This is a genomic window from Xanthomonas sp. NCPPB 3583 (genome assembly GCF_041475715.2).
Taxonomy (GTDB): Bacteria; Pseudomonadota; Gammaproteobacteria; order Xanthomonadales; family Xanthomonadaceae; genus Xanthomonas; species Xanthomonas euvesicatoria.
Window position 1 is genome coordinate 4,325,774 of sequence record NZ_CM191263.1, and the last position, 19,119, is coordinate 4,344,892.

17 protein-coding genes are annotated in these 19,119 nt (G+C 64.7%); 3 read left to right on the forward strand and 14 right to left on the reverse strand.

Going from position 1 to position 19,119, the window contains the following annotated elements; translation table 11 throughout:
* Window positions 1-59: 59 nt before the first annotated feature.
* From rpoH to rhlB, 6 genes are all read right to left on the reverse strand, one after another.
* A complete protein-coding gene (gene rpoH / locus ACCQ07_RS18590) occupies window positions 60-935 on the reverse strand; it encodes an RNA polymerase sigma factor RpoH (protein ID WP_014091236.1) in 876 nt (291 codons plus the stop codon).
* Between the two features lie 198 nt (window positions 936-1,133).
* Complete coding sequence (gene ung / locus ACCQ07_RS18595; protein WP_031425106.1) at window positions 1,134-1,859, reverse strand: uracil-DNA glycosylase; 726 nt, start codon at window positions 1,857-1,859, stop codon at window positions 1,134-1,136.
* Window positions 1,856-2,698, reverse strand: coding sequence for a response regulator (locus ACCQ07_RS18600; RefSeq protein WP_003484494.1), 843 nt, complete (start codon window positions 2,696-2,698; stop codon window positions 1,856-1,858). The genes ung and ACCQ07_RS18600 overlap by 4 nt, the downstream gene beginning before the upstream one ends.
* An 8-nt stretch (window positions 2,699-2,706) precedes the next feature.
* On the reverse strand, window positions 2,707-3,657 hold the full coding sequence (gene ftsX / locus ACCQ07_RS18605) for a permease-like cell division protein FtsX (RefSeq protein WP_014091239.1): 951 nt from the start codon (window positions 3,655-3,657) through the stop codon (window positions 2,707-2,709).
* Window positions 3,654-4,340 (reverse strand): cell division ATP-binding protein FtsE, encoded by a 687-nt coding sequence (gene ftsE / locus ACCQ07_RS18610; protein WP_003484499.1) that lies wholly within the window; start codon window positions 4,338-4,340, stop codon window positions 3,654-3,656. The genes ftsX and ftsE overlap by 4 nt, the downstream gene beginning before the upstream one ends.
* 75 nt (window positions 4,341-4,415) lie before the next feature.
* A complete protein-coding gene (gene rhlB / locus ACCQ07_RS18615; protein ID WP_008577362.1) occupies window positions 4,416-6,131 on the reverse strand; it encodes an ATP-dependent RNA helicase RhlB in 1,716 nt (571 codons plus the stop codon).
* 198 nt (window positions 6,132-6,329) lie between these two features.
* Here rhlB and trxA point away from each other — a divergent pair, with 198 nt between their 5' ends.
* Window positions 6,330-6,671 (forward strand): thioredoxin TrxA, encoded by a 342-nt coding sequence (gene trxA, locus ACCQ07_RS18620; protein ID WP_005923050.1) that lies wholly within the window; start codon window positions 6,330-6,332, stop codon window positions 6,669-6,671.
* 215 nt (window positions 6,672-6,886) lie between these two features.
* Window positions 6,887-8,761 carry a transcription termination factor Rho gene (gene rho, locus ACCQ07_RS18625; RefSeq protein WP_372363534.1) on the forward strand — a complete coding sequence of 625 codons (1,875 nt, stop codon included), beginning with the start codon at window positions 6,887-6,889 and terminating at the stop codon, window positions 8,759-8,761.
* Window positions 8,762-8,868: 107 nt separating this feature from the next.
* On the opposite strand, the gene ACCQ07_RS18630 is transcribed toward rho, so the two are convergent.
* The 3 genes from ACCQ07_RS18630 to ACCQ07_RS18640 form a co-directional block, all read right to left on the reverse strand.
* Window positions 8,869-9,753: a TonB C-terminal domain-containing protein gene (locus ACCQ07_RS18630; protein ID WP_008577366.1), complete on the reverse strand. Its 885-nt coding sequence runs from the start codon at window positions 9,751-9,753 to the stop codon at window positions 8,869-8,871.
* 288 nt (window positions 9,754-10,041) lie between these two features.
* Window positions 10,042-11,781 (reverse strand): bifunctional isocitrate dehydrogenase kinase/phosphatase, encoded by a 1,740-nt coding sequence (aceK, locus tag ACCQ07_RS18635; protein ID WP_372363535.1) that lies wholly within the window; start codon window positions 11,779-11,781, stop codon window positions 10,042-10,044.
* Window positions 11,778-12,722, reverse strand: coding sequence for a LysR substrate-binding domain-containing protein (locus ACCQ07_RS18640; protein ID WP_014091243.1), 945 nt, complete (start codon window positions 12,720-12,722; stop codon window positions 11,778-11,780). Before ACCQ07_RS18640 ends, aceK begins: the two co-directional genes overlap by 4 nt.
* Window positions 12,723-12,823: 101 nt before the next feature.
* Between ACCQ07_RS18640 and ACCQ07_RS18645 the strand changes: the two genes are divergently transcribed.
* Window positions 12,824-13,084 (forward strand): hypothetical protein, encoded by a 261-nt coding sequence (locus ACCQ07_RS18645; RefSeq protein WP_014091244.1) that lies wholly within the window; start codon window positions 12,824-12,826, stop codon window positions 13,082-13,084.
* 71 nt (window positions 13,085-13,155) lie between these two features.
* On the opposite strand, the gene ACCQ07_RS18650 is transcribed toward ACCQ07_RS18645, so the two are convergent.
* From ACCQ07_RS18650 to ACCQ07_RS18670, 5 genes are all read right to left on the reverse strand, one after another.
* On the reverse strand, window positions 13,156-15,387 hold the full coding sequence (locus ACCQ07_RS18650) for an NADP-dependent isocitrate dehydrogenase (RefSeq protein WP_127171189.1): 2,232 nt from the start codon (window positions 15,385-15,387) through the stop codon (window positions 13,156-13,158).
* Window positions 15,388-15,743: 356 nt separating this feature from the next.
* Window positions 15,744-16,301, reverse strand: coding sequence for a RodZ family helix-turn-helix domain-containing protein (locus ACCQ07_RS18655; protein WP_008577377.1), 558 nt, complete (start codon window positions 16,299-16,301; stop codon window positions 15,744-15,746).
* A 105-nt stretch (window positions 16,302-16,406) separates the two neighbouring features.
* On the reverse strand, window positions 16,407-16,700 hold the full coding sequence (locus tag ACCQ07_RS18660; RefSeq protein WP_071117682.1) for a LysM peptidoglycan-binding domain-containing protein: 294 nt from the start codon (window positions 16,698-16,700) through the stop codon (window positions 16,407-16,409).
* Between the two features lie 102 nt (window positions 16,701-16,802).
* Entirely contained in the window at window positions 16,803-17,618 is an 816-nt protein-coding gene (queF, locus tag ACCQ07_RS18665) for an NADPH-dependent 7-cyano-7-deazaguanine reductase QueF (protein WP_011348812.1), read from the reverse strand.
* A gap of 156 nt (window positions 17,619-17,774) precedes the next feature.
* Window positions 17,775-19,082, reverse strand: coding sequence for a M20 family metallopeptidase (locus ACCQ07_RS18670; RefSeq protein WP_372363536.1), 1,308 nt, complete (start codon window positions 19,080-19,082; stop codon window positions 17,775-17,777).
* Between the last annotated feature and the right edge of the window lie 37 nt (window positions 19,083-19,119).

Below are 19,119 nucleotides of genomic sequence, written 5' to 3' on the forward strand. Positions count from 1 at the left end.
ATGCAAACGGCCCGGAAAACCGGGCCGTCTGTACAACCACTCGCGCAAGACCGACAGGGTCAGGCGACGAACAGCGCCTTCATCTTCTTCAGCGCATTGGCTTCGATCTGGCGGATACGCTCGGCCGAGACGCCGTATTCGTCTGCCAGTTCCTGCAGCGTCACTTTCGAATCGGAATCCAGCCAACGGCGCTTGACGATGTCGCGCGAACGCACATCCAGTCCAGCCATGCCTTCGCGCAGCAGCTGCAGCTGGTTGTCTTCGCTGTCGTGACGCTCGTACGCCTGCGACGGGTCTTCTTCATTGGCGACCAGATAGCTCACCGGCGACGGCGGGCCGTGATCGTCGTCTTCGTCCGACGACGCGTCGAAACCGATATCGCGACCGGACAGGCGCGACTCCATCTCCATCACTTCACGCTCGGAGACGTTCAGGTCCTTGGCAACCGCAGTCACTTCCGACGCATTGAGCCAACCCAGACGGGTCTTGGACTTGCGCAGGTTGAAGAACAGCTTGCGCTGCGCCTTGGTGGTGGCGACCTTGACGATGCGCCAGTTCTTCAGGATGAACTCGTGCATCTCGGCACGGATCCAGTGCACCGCGAAGCTGACCAGGCGCACGCCCATGTCCGGGTCGAAGCGCTTGACCGCCTTCATCAGTCCGATATTGCCTTCCTGGATCAGGTCGCCCAGCGGCAGGCCGTAGCCGTTGTAGCCGCGAGCCACGTGCACCACGAAGCGCAGGTGGGAATGGACCAGTTCGCGCGCGGCGTCCAGGTCCAGCTCGTCGCGGAAGCGACGGGCCAGATCCTGCTCCTCATCGACCGACAGCACCGGGATCTGGTGCACGGCACCGATGTAGGCGTCCAGCGAACCGAGCGCACTGGGAATCGGGAGATTGTTTGCCACAAGGGCAGTTGAGGTAGTCTGGTTCATAGGCACCATCTTAGCAGTCGAACTATTGGACTGCCGGGTACAGAAAGAGTTCCCAGCATTCCATTTATAGAACGTTCGGGTGTTTGGCATCACCGGTGTTCTACAGCCCGGCACCCCAAATTCGAGGCTTACGGTATCACCAAGCCCCTGTGCAAACCGTGACAAATTGGTTGCGCAACGAGATGCCGCCAGCGTCGTTCAGGCGCCGGTGGAGGTGGTGTCCAGCGCGCTGCGCGGTGGCAGCGACCAGTCGATCGGGCTCAGACCACGCCGCCGCAAATGGTCGTTGGTCTTGGAAAAATGCCGGCAGCCCAGGAAGCCGCGGTGCGCCGACAGCGGCGAAGGATGCGGCGCCTTCAAGACCCGATGGCGTGCCGGGTCGATGACCTTGCCCTTGGACTGTGCATAGCTGCCCCACAGCAGGAACACCAGCCCTTCGCGCTCGCGGTTGAGGGTGTCCACCACATGATCGGTGAAGCCTTCCCAGCCCTTGTTCTGGTGGGCGCCGGCGCGTCCCTGCTCCACCGTCAGCACGGCATTGAGCAGCAGCACGCCCTGGCGCGCCCAGGGCATCAGGTAGCCGTGATCCGGCCGCGCGATCCCCAGGTCGTCCTGGATCTCTTTGTAGATGTTGAGCAGCGACGGCGGCACCGGCACGCCGGGCAATACCGAGAAGCACAGCCCATGCGCCTGACCTTCGCCGTGATACGGGTCCTGGCCCAGGATCACTACCTTGACCTGCTCGAACGGGGTGGCGTCGAAGGCGGCGAAGATCTGCGGGCCGGGCGGAAACACCCGTGCTCCGGCCGCCTTGCGCTGGCGCAGGAATGCCGACAGCTCCTGCATCTGCGGGCGCAGCAGCCAGTCGCCCACTCTTGCCTTCCACGACGGTTCCAGCTGGATGCGTCCCTCCCCTTCAGTCATAGCGTGACAGCCTGATCCTCCAGGCGTGCCAGGCGCAGCTGGAACAACACCTTGGTCACCAGCAGGCGCTCTTCGATCGGTTTCTGCACCAGATCGTTGGCACCGGCGCGCAGCAAGTCGGATTGATTGCGCGGGTTGGTGTCGCCGGTCATCACCAGCACCGGCAGGCGGCGCTTGCCGTAGGCGAAATCGATGCGGATACGCTCGACCACGTCGCGGCCGTTGAGCTCGCCTTTGAGGGTCACGTCGGTGAGCACCACGTCGATGCGGCGCTCGGTGCGGCCCAGCGATTCGGCGGTGAGCAGCGCAAAGGCATCTTCGGCGGTGAGCACGTGCACCACTTTCAGGCTCTGGCGTTCGAGCATGCGCTTGGTCGCCTCGGCCACCACACGGCTGTCTTCGATGTAGAGCACGGTCGCGCCCACCACCGGCTCGGGCTGCACGTAGCCGCGGATGAAGGTCGCCAGGGCTTCATGGCCCAGCGCCTTGTCGAAATAATCGGTGACGTACTCGGTGAATCGGCGCTCCACCAGATGCTGCTGCGCATCGCCGGAGACCACGATCACCGGTACATAGGCCTGCCCGGCGGTTTCGCGCACGCTGCGCGCCAGGGTCAGGCCGTCGCCATCGGGCAGCGACAGCGAGGTGGTGACCAGATCCACGGCGCCGGCTTCCAGCGCCTGCCGCGCTTCGGCAATGTTGGAACAGCCGATCACCTGCACATTGGGCAGGTCGCGCTTGAGCACGTCGGCAATCAGCTTGCGCACCAACTTGGAACCATCGACCACCATCACGCGCGGTGCGTCGCTGATCAGGTGTTTGAGATCTGGTGGATGCATGGCAGGCCTCAGGTCTCGGTAGGACGGGTCTGGCGAAGGAAATGGCCGGTCACCAGCCAGGCACCCAACCAACCCAGGACTAAGGTGCCGACCAGCACCATCGCAGAATGCAACAGATCCAGCCCGTGCAGGGTAAAAGAACTGCCGTAACTGTCGGCCAATGTCGCCAACGGCGCACGCAATGCCAGGCCCGAGGCGGCGATCAGAGCGAGCGCGACAGCGCCGGCGCCGAGTCCGTACCACGCGCCCAGATACAAAAACGGGCGGCGGATGAAGCCATCGCTGGCGCCGAGCAACTGCAGCACGCCGATTTCTTCGCGCCGCGACTGAATGTCCAGCCGCACGGTGTTGCCGACCACCAGCACCGCACCGATCCCGAGCAGGGCAGACAACACCTGGACCAGGCGCTCGCCGAAGTGCAACCAGCCATCCAGGCGCTTGCGCCACAGCGCGTCGTGCTGCACCTGATCGGTCTGCGGCAGCGCCTGCAGCGCACTGGCCAGCTGCGCGTCGTCGGTCGCATCGGCGGGAGTGACGATCAGCAAGGTGGGCAGCGGGTTGTCGCCCAGCGCATCGGCCGCTTCATCGAGCTTGGCGCTTTCGCGCAGCTCGGCCAAGCCCTGCTCCGGCGTGCGCAGCGTCACCTTGGCGACATCCGGGCGTGCACGCAGCTCGCCGGCCAGCGCCTGCGCCGCCTCGGCAGCCACGTCGACCTTCAGAAACAGATTGATCTCGCGCGACTGCTGCACGCTGCCGGCCAGCAGCTTGACGTTGTCCAGCGCGATCGACAGCCCCAGCGGCAGGGCCAGGGCCAGGGCCATCACCACGATGGTCAGCAACGTGGCCCACGGCTTGCGCATCGCACGGCCCAGGCTGAAGGCAATGCTGTGCAGATGGTGGTCGATCCAGACGCCGAGCCGCGACGGCGCGACGGTTTCGGTATTGGCGGGCTTGCTCATTCGGCCAGGTCCTGCGGCGAGATGTCGTCGACCAGGCGGCCGTGATCCAGGATCAGCACGCGCTTGCGCATCTGCTTGAGCAGCGCCAGGTCGTGGCTGACCACCAGCACGCTGGTGCCACGGGCCGGAAGTTCGGCGAACAACTGCATGATTTCCGCGGCCAGTGCCGGGTCGAGATTGCCGGTGGGCTCATCGGCCACCAGCAGCCGCGGTTCGCCGACGATGGCGCGCGCGATGCCCACGCGTTGCTGCTCGCCGGCAGACAATTGCGACGGCAGGGCTTTCTCGCGATGGGCCAGACCGATGCGCTCCAATGCCGAGCGCACGCGCTTGCCGATCTCGGCACGCCGGGTGCCGCGCAAGATCAGCGGCAGGGCCACGTTCTCGGCGATGCTGCGGTCGTTGAGCAGACGGTGGTCCTGATAGACCGCACCCACCTGGCGCCGATGCAGCGGAATCTGCCGGCCACGTACCTTGAGCAGGTTACGTTCGCCCAGCAGTACCGCGCCCTGACTCGGGCGTTCGCTGAGGTGGATCAATTTGAGCAAGGTACTTTTGCCGGCGCCGGAGTGGCCGGTCACGAACAGCATCTCGCCATCGGCCACTTCGAAGCTGACATCGGTCAGCGCCTGGTGGCCACCGGCGTAGTGCTTGCTGACGTTGTCGAAACGCAGAACGGTCATTCAGCGATTATGCCGGAGCGTCAGTGCTTGCGTCGCATCGCCGATGCGCGGCGATGCGATCAGTGCCGCAAACGGTCAGTTGCCTGAGACCAGCGAACGCAGTCGGCGGCCGATCCGGCTGAGCAGCGAGGGGCTGCCCGACGGCTTGGCGGCGGCACGCACCGGCTTGGCAACCACCTGGGTGGGCTTGCGCGGTGCGGCAGGTGCGGGAACCGGCGTGGATGCCACTGCCGGCTCGGCACCCTCGACCGGACGACCGTTACGACGACGCCGACGCTTGCGTGGCGCGCGCTCGGCATCGGCCACGCCCGCGGAAGGTGCCTGTCCCGCCGCTGCGGCAACGACCGGATGTTCGGTCGACGCCGCAGTTGCAGGCGCCTGGCCTTCCACCCGTGGCTTGCGACGCGGACGCGGCTTGCCATCGGCACCGGCGCCTTCGCGGCGACCACCGCCACTGCCGCTGCGCGACCCGCCCGAGCCACTGCGCCCGCCACCGCGACGCTGTTCTTCGGCGGCGCGCTGCTCGCGCGCTTCGCGGAAGATCGTGCCCACGCTGTCGCCAGCGTCGTCGTCGGCCTCTTCGCCTTCCACCGGCACGCGTGGCGCACGCGGCAGCGGCGTCAGCAGTTCGGACGTCACCGGCTCGACCGGGATCTTCTGCTCGATATAGGCCTCGATGTCCGGCAGGCTCATCGCATAGCGTTCGCAGGCGAAGCTGATCGCATCGCCTTCTTCGCCCAGGCGTGCGGTGCGGCCGATGCGGTGCACGTAGTCTTCCGCGTCGAACGGCAGGTCGTAGTTGTAGACGTACTTGACGCCATCGATATGCAGACCGCGCGCAGCCACGTCGGTGGCGACCAGGATTTCGAGCTGGCCTTTCTGGAAGCGGTTGAGCAGCGACTCGCGCTTCTTCTGCGGCACATCGCCCGACAGCACGCCGACCCGGTAGCCGTGCCGCTCCAGGGTGCGCGCCACGCGCTCCACGAACGCCTTGGTATTGACGAACACCATGGTGCGCGCGCCTTCGCTGCGCGACAGCAAGCCCAACAGCAGCGTCTGCTTCTCTTCGTCGGAGGGGAAATAGATGCGCTGGCGCACCCGCGCAGCGGTGATGCTTTCGGTTTCGACGACCAGCTTTTCCGGCTCGTTCATGTGCTCGTAGGCCAGCTCCAGCACGCGGTGGCTGAGCGTGGCCGAGAACAACAACGTCTGCCGGGTGCCGCGCTCGGGCATGCGCCGCAGCAGGAAGCGGATGTCTTTGATGAAGCCAAGGTCGAACATGCGGTCGGCCTCGTCCAGCACGCAGATCTCGCAGGCGTGCAGCGAGACTACCTTGTGCTGCTTGACGTAGTCGATCAGGCGGCCCGGGGTGGCGATGATCACGTCCACGCCCTGCTGCAACAGTTCGCGCTGTTTGTCGTAATCCACCCCGCCATAGACCAGCGCAAAGCGCAGGCCAAGGTCGGCGCCGAACTTCACTGCGTCCTTGTGGATCTGGATCGCCAGCTCGCGGGTCGGCGCCAGGATCAGCGCGCGCGGGTCTTCCGGCTTGCGGTCGGCCAGGGCCGGGCGGATCAGCAGCCGATTCATCACCGCGACCAGGAACGCCAAGGTCTTGCCGGTACCGGTCTGGGCCTGGCCGGCGACATCGCCGCCCGGCAGCGCGACCGGCAAGGTCAGCGCCTGGATCGGGGTACAGCGGGTAAACCCGGCGCTCTCCAGCCCGGCGATCAAGGCCGGATGCAGATCGAACGAGGAAAAGGTCACATCGGTCAGCGGTTTGTCGCTCATTATTCCGTCTTCGTGAGGCGCCCTGGGCAGCCCGGGCGCGGCTTGCATCGATGCCGACAGCGTCGCAAACTGCGGCTGTTGTGGCGGACAGCGCGGCTTCAGGACTGACACTTGATTCAGTCGCGCAATGCCCCAGTTTAGCGCAATGTAGCGGCCTGCCCGTTCGGGTGGGCCGTTTTGGTTTCCAGGAGACCCAAGGTGAGCGATAAGGTTCAACATGTCGGCGATGCCGACTTCGACACAGCTGTACTGCAATCGGGCGAACCGGTTCTGGTGGATTTCTGGGCCGAGTGGTGCGGCCCGTGCAAGATGATCGCCCCGGTGCTGGACGATCTGGCCGACACCTATCAGGGCCGCCTCAAGGTCGCCAAGGTGAATGTGGACCAGAACCGTGCGCTGGCCATCAAGTACCACGTGCGCTCGATCCCGATGCTGTTGCTGTTCAAGGACGGGCAGGTGCAGGCGACCCAGATCGGCGCCGTCGGCAAGGGCCAGCTGACCCAGATGATCGACAAGACCCTGGGTGGCGCGGCCGCCTGAGCAGGCGGGCGTCCAGCAATGGGCGCCCGATGATGCGCCGGCAGTTAAATCATGCCCGGGAAGACGCTTGCGCGGTCACGCGCGGCGGTGATAGTGTCAGTTGGTCCGGCGCACGTTCGTGCGCCGCCGCACCCCTCTAGAAGCTCTTCTAGACTCCCATCTACCACCAGTTCGCCCCTAGTTGGGCGCTCGCACCTTAGCGAGGAATCACGCACTTGTCCGATCATCCTTCCTCCGATACCGGGAGCAGCGTCGACGCTCCCGTCGAGAAGCGCGTGCGCAAGCCGCGCGTGAGCAAGACCGCCGCCGCCACTGAAGAGGCTGGCGCACAGCAGCCCAACCTGCCCTTGCCCACCAGTTCCGCACCCGAAGCACCCCGTGCCCCGCAGGCACCGTCGCGCGCTGCCGATCCGGCACCGGCGCAGACGTCCAGCGATGGCGCACACGCCGGTCAGGCGCCCAGCGCCAGCCACGGCGGCGACACCCACGGCGAGCCCCGCGAGGGTGGCCAGTCGCAGCAGCAGCGCTTCAACCAGGCGCAGCAACAGCAGAACCAGAATCAAGGCCAGAACCAGGGCCAAGGTCAGCAGCAGGGCCAGAACCAGAACCAGAACGCCGGCCAGAATCAGCAAGGCCAGGGCGGTCAGGGTCAGGGACAAAACCAGCAAGGCCAGAACCAGCAGGGCAACCGCCGTGACCGGTTCCGCAACCGCCGCGACCGCGGCCCGCGCGACCGCTTCGGCAACGACGGCGGCATGCCCTCGTCCGACGGCAGCAACGAGCCGTTCATCGCGCGTCCGCATCCGGCCGTGCCGGAAGGTTTTCCGGTGTATTCGCTGAGCGACCTCAAGCGGATGCCGGCGCAGAAGCTGCTGGACATCGCCGACCAGCTCAACATCCAGGAAGGCGTGGCGCGTGCGCGCAAGCAGGACGTGATCTTCGCCCTGCTCAAGGTGCTGACCCGTCACGGTGAAGGCGTTGCCGCCGACGGCGTGCTGGAAATCCTGCCCGACGGCTTCGGTTTCCTGCGTGCCGCAGAAGCCAGCTACCTGGCCGGCCCGGACGATACCTATATCTCGCCCAGCCAGATCCGTCGCTTCAACCTGCGCACCGGCGACCACCTGTCCGGCCGCATCCGCTTCCCCAAGGACGGCGAACGCTATTTCGCGCTGTCGATCGTCGACACCATCAACGGCGAGCCGCTGGAAGCGAGCAAGAACAAGGTCCTGTTCGAGAACCTGACCCCGCTGTTCCCGCGCCGCCGCTTCCGTCTGGAGCGTGGCGATGGCTCCACCGAGGACATCACCGGCCGCATCCTGGATCTGATGGCACCGCAGGGCAAGGGTCAGCGTGCGCTGATCGTCTCCCCGCCCAAGGCCGGTAAGACGATGATGATGCAGCAGGTGGCCACGGCCATCACCACCAATCATCCCGAAGTGCACATGATCGTGCTGCTCATCGACGAGCGTCCGGAAGAAGTGACCGAAATGCAGCGCACCGTGCGCGGCGAAGTCATCTCCTCAACGTTCGACGAGCCGGCTGCGCGTCACGTGCAGGTTGCCGAGATGGTGATCGAGCGGGCCAAGCGCCTGGTCGAGCACAAGAAGGACGTGGTGATCCTGCTGGACTCCATCACCCGCCTGGCGCGCGCTTACAACAACGTGGTGCCTAGCTCCGGCAAGGTGCTCACCGGCGGTGTGGACGCCAACGCCCTGCACCGCCCGAAGCGTTTCTTCGGTGCGGCGCGTAACGTGGAAGAAGGTGGCTCGCTGACCATCATCGCCACGGCGCTGGTGGAAACCGGCAGCAAGATGGACGAGGTGATCTACGAAGAGTTCAAGGGCACCGGCAACAGCGAAGTGCACTTGAACCGTCGCATCACCGAAAAGCGCGTGTACCCGGCAATCGACATCAACCGCTCGGGCACGCGCCGCGAAGATCTGTTGATCGAGCCGGAACTGCTGCAGAAGATCTGGATCCTGCGCAAGCTGCTGCACCCGATGGACGAAATCGCGGCAATGGAATTCCTGTTGGACAAGATGAAGACCACCAAGTCCAACGACGAGTTCTTCAGTTCGATGAAGCGCTGAGTCCAGTCGGTTCATCGAGACGAAAAAGCCCCGCATTGCGGGGCTTTTTTGTGCGAGGCGACCGTTGCGCAGGCTTTAGCCTTCTCTGTCAGCTCTGTGAGCCGCGCTCAACTTCCTTGCAGCGGCGTGACCAGGCGAACACCTTCCCCGCGTGCGGAGAACAACCCGCTGGCAGGCAGGGCATCCGGGCTGTCGCTCGATGTCGCTGCGCCGCGCTGTTCATCCCATGGGGCGGCCTGACGGGGGCCAGGCAGATACGAACGCCATTTCTGGACCTGTTGTGCGGCGATCAGATCGCGTGGCGACGTTCCGATGTCGAAGCTGACCGGAACACGCATGACCCAGTACGGCGCCTTGACGTCCGGACCCTCTGTCGGCGGCAGAAACGTCCATGCACGCGCCTTCGTCGAGGCCGCATCGGCAAACGCCTGGCGCAACCGTGCACGTTTGGATTCCGGCACGAGGGATGTCAGGTTGACTTGCTCTGCGATCAGATCCTGGACCTTGCCGTCGCGCCCGATCTTGAGCATCAGATAGACCACGCCGGTGGCACCGGCCCGAAACGCCGCTTCGGGGTAGCGCGGCGGCCGCATGTCGTTGGTGCGCACACTCGTCGCGTCCTGCGCCTGGCCGCCAAAATGCGCACTACGGATCGACACCAGATAATTTTCCCCTTCCCCCTGTTTGGCGACCAGCAGCAGGCTCATCGGCAACTGCGCGGGCAAGGCGCTTCCGTTGTCGCGCACAGGGTCGAAGCGCCACGATGCGACCGAACGCTTGATCCGCTCGCGCACTGCCGGCGGCAAGCTCGCTTCGTCGGCAAGTTTCACTGCCGTGACGGTACCGTCCGGGGTCAGGGTCAACTCGCCTGCCACATTCATGCTGGCCTCAATTTGCATGTGCGCCTGTTCTGCGCCTGGACGTGCCTGCGTCGCTGCGATGCTGCTCAATGCCAACAAGATGCCAAGACTGAAACGCTGCTTCCATTGCATGACCGCACTCCCTGATGATGTAGCGTGCGTTGTACCAGTGTTGCCGCTGCCGGTAAATCACTAGAGCGTGTCATGCATGTTGAGAAGAGATGCGTTGGCCGCCCGCGGTGCGGAGCGGGTGCTGCGTAGCGCCGGCTTGGCTGGCGCCAAGGCAAGCTGCGCGGTGCGCGCTGCCGCTGACGACCAACCCTTCGGGAAGCGCCCGGTGGCGCGCCGATACCGCGTGGCGCGCCTTGTCTCGACGCGCCACGGGACGCTTCGCACTCATCTCAACGTACATCACACGCTCTAGGCCAGCCTGCGCGACTCCGCATAGGGCGGGGTGTCGGGATAATCGTCTTCGCGCAGCCGGCTCTGCAGGTCGCGCCACCAGCGTGGGTCGAACAGTTCCGGGTGCTGGTGCTTGACCGCTTCCAGTTGCGAGGCGGGCAGGCCCATGAACAAGGCGAAGCGCTCGGGAAAGACGTCGCGCGGGCCGACATGGAACCAGGGTTCTGCGGCCATCTGTTCTTCGTAAGTGGTGGGCACTGGCCAATCGCGGAAGTTGCATTCGGTGATCAGGCATAGCTCGTCGTAGTCGTAGAACACCGCGCGCTGATGGCGGGTAATGCCGAAATTCTTCAGCAGCATGTCGCCAGGAAAGATGTTGTTGCGCGCCATGTCCTTGATGGCCTGGCCGTAGTCCAGCGCTGCGGCATGCGCGGCTTCGGGCAATTGTTCGCGCAGGTACAAATTCAACGGGCGCAACCGGCGCTGCACATAGCACAGTGCGATCAGGACATCGTCGCCGTCTTCGCTCAGGCTCATTGCGCAGCTGGTCTGCAGTTCTTGCAGCAACGCCGGTGAGAAGCGCGCCTTGGGGAAGCGCAGGAAGCGATACGGCTGCGCGTCGAGCAGGCGGCCGATGCGGTCGAGCTGGAAGACCAGTTCGTACTTGCCCTCTACCTGCGCGCGGCTCATGGTTTTGGGATACGCAAAGCGGTCGCGAATGAGTTTGAAGACCAGCGGATAACTGGGCAGCGTAAACACCACCATGACCATGCCGGGAGTGCCATCGGCGTGCACCAGCTGTTCGGACGGATGCGCCTGAAAATGGCTGAAAAACGTGCGGTAACGCTCGGTCTTGCCCTGCTTGGCGCGACCCAGCATCGTGTATAGCTCATCGACCGGCTTGTGGGTGAGCAGGCTGCGCAGGAACACCACCGCGTCGCCGACAGTGGACAGGTCGGCTTGAAAATAGCTACGCGAGTTACTGAACAATTGCGCGACATCGCTGCGCCGGGTCAACACCGCTTCGGCGCGCAGGCCCGCCTCGTTGTTGATCAGCGCGATCACGCACGGCGAAAAGCGATGTTCGCCGAACACGCGTCCGACCAGATACGCGCGCCGCTCGCGATAGAACACCGTCTCCAGTAATTCCACGCTGCGCACCGGATGCTCGCCCCAATGCGCAAGGTCGTCGAGCAGACGCACCGCGATGGCGGCCGCGCAGCGGGTGCGGTGCGCATACGGTACGGCGAACGCGTAGTCGCCGAGCACCCGCACCAGCATGTCGGTCAGGCGGCCGGGCGAGACCGCATAGGTGTGGCGCGCAACAGGCACGGTGATGGCGTCGGTCGGTTCGATATCCAGGGCGATGAATTCGATATCGGCATCGACGCCGTGGGTACCGAAGTAGCGCCGGGTCAGGGTGTTGTAGAACGTCTTGTACAACTCCTGGTCGATCAACCCGCTCAGCAAGGCGGCGTAATGATCGCGCGCACGCATCCACAGCGCGCGATCGTGCGCCTGGCCCAGCAGTACTGCACGCAGGCGCAACATGCATTCGGCGATGTATTGGTCGTACAGCGCGATGCGCGCTACCGCGTCTTCGCGCGCGCCGCTCCAGTCGCGTGCTTCGAACCGCTGTTTGGCGCGTGCGGTGATTTCGGAAAAGCGCGCGTGATAGTCCTCGAACGCTTCGTACACGGCCTGGGCGATCGCCAGCGCGCGGCGCTCGGATTGTGGTGGCAAGGGTGGATGGCTCATGGCGGCAGTGTCCCGGAGCGCTTGCGGCGCGCGGCAAGTGGTATGGCCGTCGCCTGTTGCGCATGCGCGGCGTGTTCGCGCGCCTGGCCCTGCAGCCAGGTGCGAAACGCGAGAAATCCGCCATGCGTGCTGGAACGTGGCGGATACACCAGGTAATGCGACCAACTGGTCTTGAGCCGTTGCGTGGACAACGCCACCAGCTGGCCGGACGCCAGCAACAGACGTGCGCGCGTCACGCGGCCCAGTGCAACGCCGACGCCATCCAGGGCGGCACGGTGGTGTGCCTCCGATTCGTCGAGTACGGCGACATAGCGTCGCGGCACATCGCCGCCGAACGCGGCAAACCAGCGCAACCAGGCGTCATCCGGGTCGCCCAGCAATGGCCACTGATGCAATGGTGGCGCCTCCACGCCGCCCATGCGGGCGATCAGGGCCGGGCTTGCCATCGGCACCAGCCATTCGTCGAACAAGGGCTCGGCGATGACGCCAGGCCATTGCCCGGCGCCGATGCGCATGGCGGCATCCACTTGCTGCTGGCGCTCGAAATCCACCAGCCGCTCGCTCGACAGCAGGTTGATTTCGATGGTGGGATGAATGGCCAGAAATTCGCCCAGGCGTGGCACCAGCCAGGCCGATGCCATCGACGGCGTGAGACTTAGGGTCAGGGTGTCTTCGCGACGCGCACCGAATGGCTCGAATGCCTCGGCGATGGCGTCCAGGTGCGGTGCGATGCGGTCGAGCAGTTGCTGGCCCTGCGGCGTGGCGGTGACGCCGCGCGCATGCCGTTGCAGCAGCGGATACCCCAGCCGTTGTTCGAGCGCGCGCATCTGGTGACTAAGTGCGCTGACGGTCAGATGCATCGCGCCAGCAGCGCGCGACAGGTTGCCCAGGCGTACCGCGCTGACGAAGCCTTGCAATGCGTGAAGCGGCGGACGCGACATGGCCAACCCTTGAATGGATTTCAAGACTCACTTGTAAAAGTCTCGCTTTTACGTCCCCTAGCCTGCGCCTACCGTGGATTCCACTCAAGTGGAGGTGGGTCATGCGCATCTTTAGCGAACTGTTGTTTCAGCACGGCCACATTGCCGATGTGGCGCTGGCCCAGCGCCTGGCGGAACCGGACACGGCAGTGGAGGCGATGCAAGCGCACACCTCGATGGAATCGCCGGAATCTCCCGCGGAGCCACGGCAAGACGTTCAGACAATGACCGATCCGCCTTCGCAACGCCGGCGCGAGCGACGCATGGCGCGGCTCAGCCGGCGCCTGCTGCGTGGCGTGACGGCATTGTCGCCGTTTCGCTGAAACGACAAGGCCCGCCTCTTGCGAGACGGGCCTTGAACACACCATGCGGAAACCGCAGGCGGTGCGGCGACTCAGGCTTTCAGCGTGGCCAGGATGTCGTTGAAGGTCTTGCTCGGCCGCATCGCCTCGCTAACCTTGGCCAGGTCGGGATGGTAGTAACCGCCAATTTCCACCGGCCTGCCCTGCGCGCCGTTGAGTTCGCCCACGATGGTGGCTTCGTTCTCGGTCAGGGCCTTGGCCAGCGGCGCGAACTTGGCCTGCAATGCCGTGTCTTCAGTCTGCGCGGCCAGGGCCTGCGCCCAGTACATGGCCAGATAGAAGTGGCTGCCGCGGTTGTCGAGCTCGCCGACCTTGCGCGCGGGCGACTTGTTGTTGTCCAGGAACTGTCCATTGGCGACATCCAGCGCCTTGGCCAGCACCGTGGCCGACGGATTGTCGTAACGGTTGCCCAGATGCTCGAGCGACGCGGCCAGGGCCAGGAATTCACCCAGCGAATCCCAGCGCAGGCAGTTCTCTTCGACGAACTGCTGCACATGCTTGGGCGCCGAACCACCGGCACCGGTTTCGAACAAACCGCCACCGGCCATCAGCGGCACGATGGAGAGCATCTTGGCGCTGGTGCCGAGCTCCATGATCGGGAACAAATCGGTGAGGTAGTCGCGCAGCACGTTGCCGGTGACCGAGATGGTGTCCTGGCCCTTGCGGATGCGCTCCAGCGAGAACGTGGTCGCTTCCACCGGCGGCAGGATGCGGATATCCAGGCCGTTGGTGTCGTGATCCTTCAGATACTGCTCGACCTTGGCGATCACCTGCGCATCGTGTGCGCGCGCCTTGTCCAGCCAGAACACGGCCGGCGTCTCGCTCAGGCGGGCGCGCTCCACGGCCAGCTTCACCCAGTCCTGGATCGGCGCGTCCTTGACCTGGCACATGCGCCACAGATCGCCGGCTTCCACGGCGTGCTCGAACACCGTCTTGCCGTTGCCATCGGTGACCTTGACGGTGCCGGCAGCGGCCATCTGGAAGGTCTTGTCGTGCGAGCCGTATTCTTCGGCCTTCTGCGCCATCAGCCCCACGTTGGGCACCGAACCCATCGTGGCCGGATCGAACGCACCATGCGCCTTGCAGTCGTCGATCACCGCCTGGTATACGCCGGCATAGCAGCGGTCCGGAATCACCGCCTTGGTGTCCTGCAACTTGCCTTGGGCATTCCACATCTGGCCGGAGTCGCGAATCATCGCCGGCATGGAAGCATCGACGATCACGTCGCTGGGCACATGCAGGTTGGTGATGCCCTTGTCCGAATTGACCATCGCCAGGCCCGGGCGCTGCGCGTATTCGGCCTGGATATCGGCCTTGATTTCGGTTTGCTTCGCTTCCGGCAGCGACGTGATACGTGCGTACAGATCGCCGATGCCGTTGTTGGGATCGAAGCCGACCGACTTGAGCGCATCGGCATGCTTGCTCAGCGTGTCCTTGTAGAACTCGCCGACCACCACGCCGAACAGCACCGGGTCGGAGACCTTCATCATGGTGGCTTTCAGATGCACCGAGAACAGCACGTCGCGGGCCTTGGCATCGGCAATCTGCGCGTCGATGAAGCTGGCCAGCGCACGCTTGCTCAATACGGCAGCGTCGACGATTTCGCCCGCCTTCACCGCCACCTTGTCTTTCAGCACGGTGCTGCTGCCATCGTTGCCCACGAACTCGATCTTCAGCGTGCCGGCCTCGGCCAGCGTGGTGGACTGTTCGCTACCGAAGAAATCGCCAGACTCCATGTGCGACACGTGCGACTTGGAATCGCGGCTCCACTTGCCCATGCGGTGCGGATGCTTGCGCGCATAGTTTTTTACCGACAGCGGTGCACGACGATCGGAATTGCCCTCGCGCAGCACCGGATTCACCGCGCTGCCCTTGACCTTGTCGTAGCGCGCCTTGATGTCTTTTTCCGCGGCATCCTTGGGTTCATCCGGATACGCCGGCAATGCATAGCCCTGGCCCTGCAGTTCCTTGATCGCGGCCTTGAGCTGCGGCACCGAGGCGCTGATGTTGGGCAGCTTGATGATGTTGGCTTCCGGCGTGGTGGCCAGCTCACCCAGTTCGGCCAGGTCGTCGGCGATCTTCTGCGTGTCGCTCAAATGCTCGGGAAACAGCGCCAGAATGCGGCCGGCCAGCGAGATATCGCGCGTTTCGACCACGATGCCGGCGGTATCGGTGTAGGCATCGATGATCGGCAGCAGCGACTGCGTGGCCAGGTAGGGTGCTTCGTCGGTGAGCGTGTACAGGATCTTCGGTGTCTTCGACATGAGGTGCGATGGCTCTTGTGGTCGGGAGGAGCGCCGGCATTCACGGACGATGGCAGTGGTGCGCGCGACGGGGTCGTTGATGCACACCGGTTAACCAGCGCGTTGGATGCGGCGATGGATCAGCACGGCATTGTCGCGTCTGAGCCGCGCCCGGGTAAAGCGACCACAGGCGGATGCTTCGTCCCGTCACCAGGGCAATCGACATGGATGCAGCTGTAACAAATGCGATGCAAAAAAAAGCGCGACGTCATCGGTCGCGCCCTGCTTGGGTGGCTTGGTGCCACGTCGAGCCACCCGTTGACTGAAGCAGTGGCGACGCGCGGCCAAGGCTGCACATCCCACTCCATCACCCATCCTTACTTGACGGTGATGGTCTGCGGATTACCTGCAGGCTTGCCGTCCACCATCACCTGCGCGGTGTAGGTGCCGGCCGGCCAGCCATCGGGCTTGCTGAAGCTCAGGTTGGTGGTTTCCGCACCAGTGGTATTCAACGTCGCATTCTGTTCGCCGGCCACCTGGCCATCCTGGTAGGTCAGCTTCGCCGACACGGCCACGTTGCTGGCGCTGCCGTCGGTCTTGACCGAGACGATGATGGTGTCCTTGCTGCCGACACTGGTGGCCGGCGTCACCGTCTTGTCCGCCGCGGCCTGGGTGCCGACCGCCACGCTGGACACCGTCACTGCGCTGCCCATCGCAGCACCGCCATCGGTGCTGGCCGCACCGGTGGCGCTACCCTGGGCAGCCTGATCGCTCCCCGGCGGGGTGGCAGCCGGGCCGGGCATCGCGTCGGTTGCGGCACCGGACGTGGGGTCCTTGGAAACGCTGTCGTCGTCGGCTTTCTTGCTGCAGCCGGACACTGCGAGAACGCCGGCCAGGGCAAGGGCGAAGCTGCTCGAAACAGAGGTGATACGCATAAATCGATTCTCCGGTAGCAGAACATCTGCAGTCGCAGTGCTCGAGTGGGTGTCTAGGTGTGTTGAATCGTGCCGCCGCCAGCGAGACTGGACGCCGACCTGCGATTACGACTTTGCAGGCAAGCGCAGTACCTGCCCGGGAAAGATCTTGTCCGGATCCTGCAGCGTTTCGCGATTGGCTTCGAAAATACGTGGCCACAGATTGCCGTCGCCCAGATGGCGCTTGGCAATACTGGAGAGGCTGTCGCCGGCCTGGACGGTGACCAATTCTTCAACAAGCTGCGCGGTGCTTTGCACACTGGTGCGCACGTTGGAAAAATCCGGCGCAGGCGTCACTTCAGCGGTGCTATCGACCGATGAGGTGACGTTGGAGAAATCTGCTTTCTTGTCGACACTCATTGCTGCAATCCCTGTGCATCGCGGTGTCAGCAGGGTGCGCGGGGCGCTGTTAAGCGTGGATCGCGCCGCCGTGAAGCCCGCGCGATCCCGCATGAGCGCGATCTATTGGCGCAGGTCGCGGAAGATCGACAGCGGCGTCGGCACGCTGGCCGAACTGCGCAGCGGGTTGATGTCCAGGCCGCCACGACGTGTGTAGCGCGCTTCCACCACCAGCCACTGCGGCGCGCACTGGGTCAGCACGTCGTTGAAAATGCGCTCGACGCATTGCTCATGAAACTCGGCGTGGTCGCGGAAACTCACCAAATAACGCAGCAATCCCTCGCGATCGATCGGTGCGCCGCGGTAATGCAAGGTGACGCTGGCCCAATCCGGCTGACCAGTCACCGGGCAATTGGATTTGAGCAAGGCCGAGGTCAGCACTTCTTCCACCGCTGGCTGCGCGCGTGCGCAGAGATAGGCCGCGTTCGGCGGGCCGTAATCGTCGATGCTGACATCCAGCGCATCGATCGATTCGCCCTCGCCCACCGCGTCGATCGGCGGTAGGCCGAACTCCACCGCCACATCGGCACCAGCGCGCGTGGACAGGTCGGTGGCAATGCGCGTGCGTACCGCTTCGGCGCTGTTGAAGCGGGTGGCGTTGAGCGAGTTGAGATACAGCTTGAGCGACTTGGATTCGATCAGCGAAGGCGAATCGCAGGGCACATGCAAGGTGGCGGTGGCCACGCAGGGCTTGCCTTGTGCATCGAGCCAGCTGAGTTCGTAGGCATGCCAGCGATCGCGGCCGATAAACGGCAGCTCACCGGTCAGCCCGATGGCCTGGCGCCCGGCCGCACGCGGAATCGGAAACAGCAACGACGGGTCGTAGCCGCTCGGATAGGCGACCTCACGACCGAGGGTGGAATCTTCTGGGGTATTCATGCCGCCATTTTAGGCCGCACGGGCTGGCCGTGAGGTGTATGGCGAGGCGTATCACGGGCCAAGGGAGCACTCGCAGAGCATCGCTCGTGCCCAATCACCCCGCACCGCCGCCGGAAGCGAGAATCGCCCAGCCGCAGACGATTCCCGATTCCCGATTCACCCCTGCTGCAGATAATCCAGCGACACCTGCAACAGCGCGCGCAAGCCCACATCCAGCGACGACTCGTCCAGCAGGAACTGCGGCGAATGGTTGCTGGGTGCGGTGGCCGGATCGATACCCTTGGCGGTGGAGCCGACGAAGAAGAACATCGACGGCACCTGCTGGGCGTAGAACGAGAAATCTTCCGCGCCCATCTGCAACGGCGGCTCGTACACATTGTCGGCACCCACCACGGCCTGCAGGCTGGGCAGCATCTTCGCAGTCAATGCAGGGTCGTTGACGGTAGCCGGGTTGCCTGGCTGATCCGGCACCTGCGCCTGGACCTTGGCCCCGTGCGCGGCGGCGGTGTGTTCGGCCACGTTCTTGAGATCGGCAAAGATCTGCTGCCGCATGCCCTCGTCGAAGGTGCGGATGGTGCCCACCATGTCCACATCATCGGGGATGATGTTGTAGCGGATGCCGCCCTTGATCGCGCCGAAGCTGAGCACCGCCGGCTGCTTGGAGAGGTTGGCGCGGCGGCTGATCACCGTCTGCGCGGCGCCGATCATGTCGGCGCTGGCCACGATCGGGTCGATGCCGTTCCACGGCGCCGAGCCGTGGGTCTGGCGGCCGATCATCTTGATCGCGAAGCGGTCCGAGGCCGCCATCAGCGGGCCGCTGCGCACCGCGATCTTGCCGGCCTGCACGCTGGAGAACACATGCAGGCCGAACACCGCCTGCGGCTTGAAATCGGCGAACAGGCCTTCCTTGAGCATCAGCGAGGCGCCGCCCTCTTCGTTGCCGGGCGCGCCTTCTTCGGAGGGCTGGAAGATCAGCATCACTTCGCCGGGCAACTGCTCGCGCATGCCCACCAGCGCTTCGGCCACGCCGAGCAAGATCGCGGTATGCGCATCGTGGCCGCAGGCGTGCATCACCCCGACCTGCTCGCCGCGGTATTCGGCGGTGGCCTTGGAAGCGAACGGCAGCCCGGTCTGTTCTTTCACCGGCAGCGCGTCCATGTCGGCACGCAGCGCGATCTTCGGCCCCGGCTTGCCGCCCTTGATGATGGCCACCACGCCGTGATGGGCGATGCCGGTGCGCGGCTTGAGGCCCAGCTTGCGCAGCTGCGCGGCCACGGCGGCGGCAGTGCGCTCCTCGCGGTTGGACAACTCCGGATGCTGGTGGAAGTCGCGGCGCCATTGCACCAGCTTGGCCTGCAGCGGGGCGGCAGCGGCCTGAACTTCGGGCCGCTGCGCGGTCTGCGCGGTGGCGAGCGTGGGCAGGGCGAGCAGCAGCGCACTGGTCAGCAGGCGGGAGGGGCGCATCGGTAATCCTCGATAGATGGTTGCTTAATGTAGTGCA

What these genes read in the sequence shown, in the direction of transcription:
- ftsE (WP_003484499.1), bottom strand. Translation starts at nt 4,340, where the DNA reads ATGACCGTTCTGCGTTTCGACAACGTCAGCAAGCACTACGCCGGTGGC.
- ACCQ07_RS18670 (WP_372363536.1), bottom strand. Translation starts at nt 19,082, where the DNA reads ATGCGCCCCTCCCGCCTGCTGACCAGTGCGCTGCTGCTCGCCCTGCCC.
- ACCQ07_RS18650 (WP_127171189.1), bottom strand. Translation starts at nt 15,387, where the DNA reads ATGTCGAAGACACCGAAGATCCTGTACACGCTCACCGACGAAGCACCC.
- queF (WP_011348812.1), bottom strand. Translation starts at nt 17,618, where the DNA reads ATGAATACCCCAGAAGATTCCACCCTCGGTCGTGAGGTCGCCTATCCG.
- ftsX (WP_014091239.1), bottom strand. Translation starts at nt 3,657, where the DNA reads ATGAGCAAGCCCGCCAATACCGAAACCGTCGCGCCGTCGCGGCTCGGC.
- ACCQ07_RS18640 (WP_014091243.1), bottom strand. Translation starts at nt 12,722, where the DNA reads ATGTCGCGTCCGCCGCTTCACGCATTGCAAGGCTTCGTCAGCGCGGTA.
- ACCQ07_RS18655 (WP_008577377.1), bottom strand. Translation starts at nt 16,301, where the DNA reads ATGCGTATCACCTCTGTTTCGAGCAGCTTCGCCCTTGCCCTGGCCGGC.
- ung (WP_031425106.1), bottom strand. Translation starts at nt 1,859, where the DNA reads ATGACTGAAGGGGAGGGACGCATCCAGCTGGAACCGTCGTGGAAGGCA.
- aceK (WP_372363535.1), bottom strand. Translation starts at nt 11,781, where the DNA reads ATGAGCCATCCACCCTTGCCACCACAATCCGAGCGCCGCGCGCTGGCG.
- ACCQ07_RS18660 (WP_071117682.1), bottom strand. Translation starts at nt 16,700, where the DNA reads ATGAGTGTCGACAAGAAAGCAGATTTCTCCAACGTCACCTCATCGGTC.
- rpoH (WP_014091236.1), bottom strand. Translation starts at nt 935, where the DNA reads ATGAACCAGACTACCTCAACTGCCCTTGTGGCAAACAATCTCCCGATT.
- rhlB (WP_008577362.1), bottom strand. Translation starts at nt 6,131, where the DNA reads ATGAGCGACAAACCGCTGACCGATGTGACCTTTTCCTCGTTCGATCTG.
- ACCQ07_RS18645 (WP_014091244.1), top strand. Translation starts at nt 12,824, where the DNA reads ATGCGCATCTTTAGCGAACTGTTGTTTCAGCACGGCCACATTGCCGAT.
- ACCQ07_RS18600 (WP_003484494.1), bottom strand. Translation starts at nt 2,698, where the DNA reads ATGCATCCACCAGATCTCAAACACCTGATCAGCGACGCACCGCGCGTG.
- ACCQ07_RS18630 (WP_008577366.1), bottom strand. Translation starts at nt 9,753, where the DNA reads ATGCAATGGAAGCAGCGTTTCAGTCTTGGCATCTTGTTGGCATTGAGC.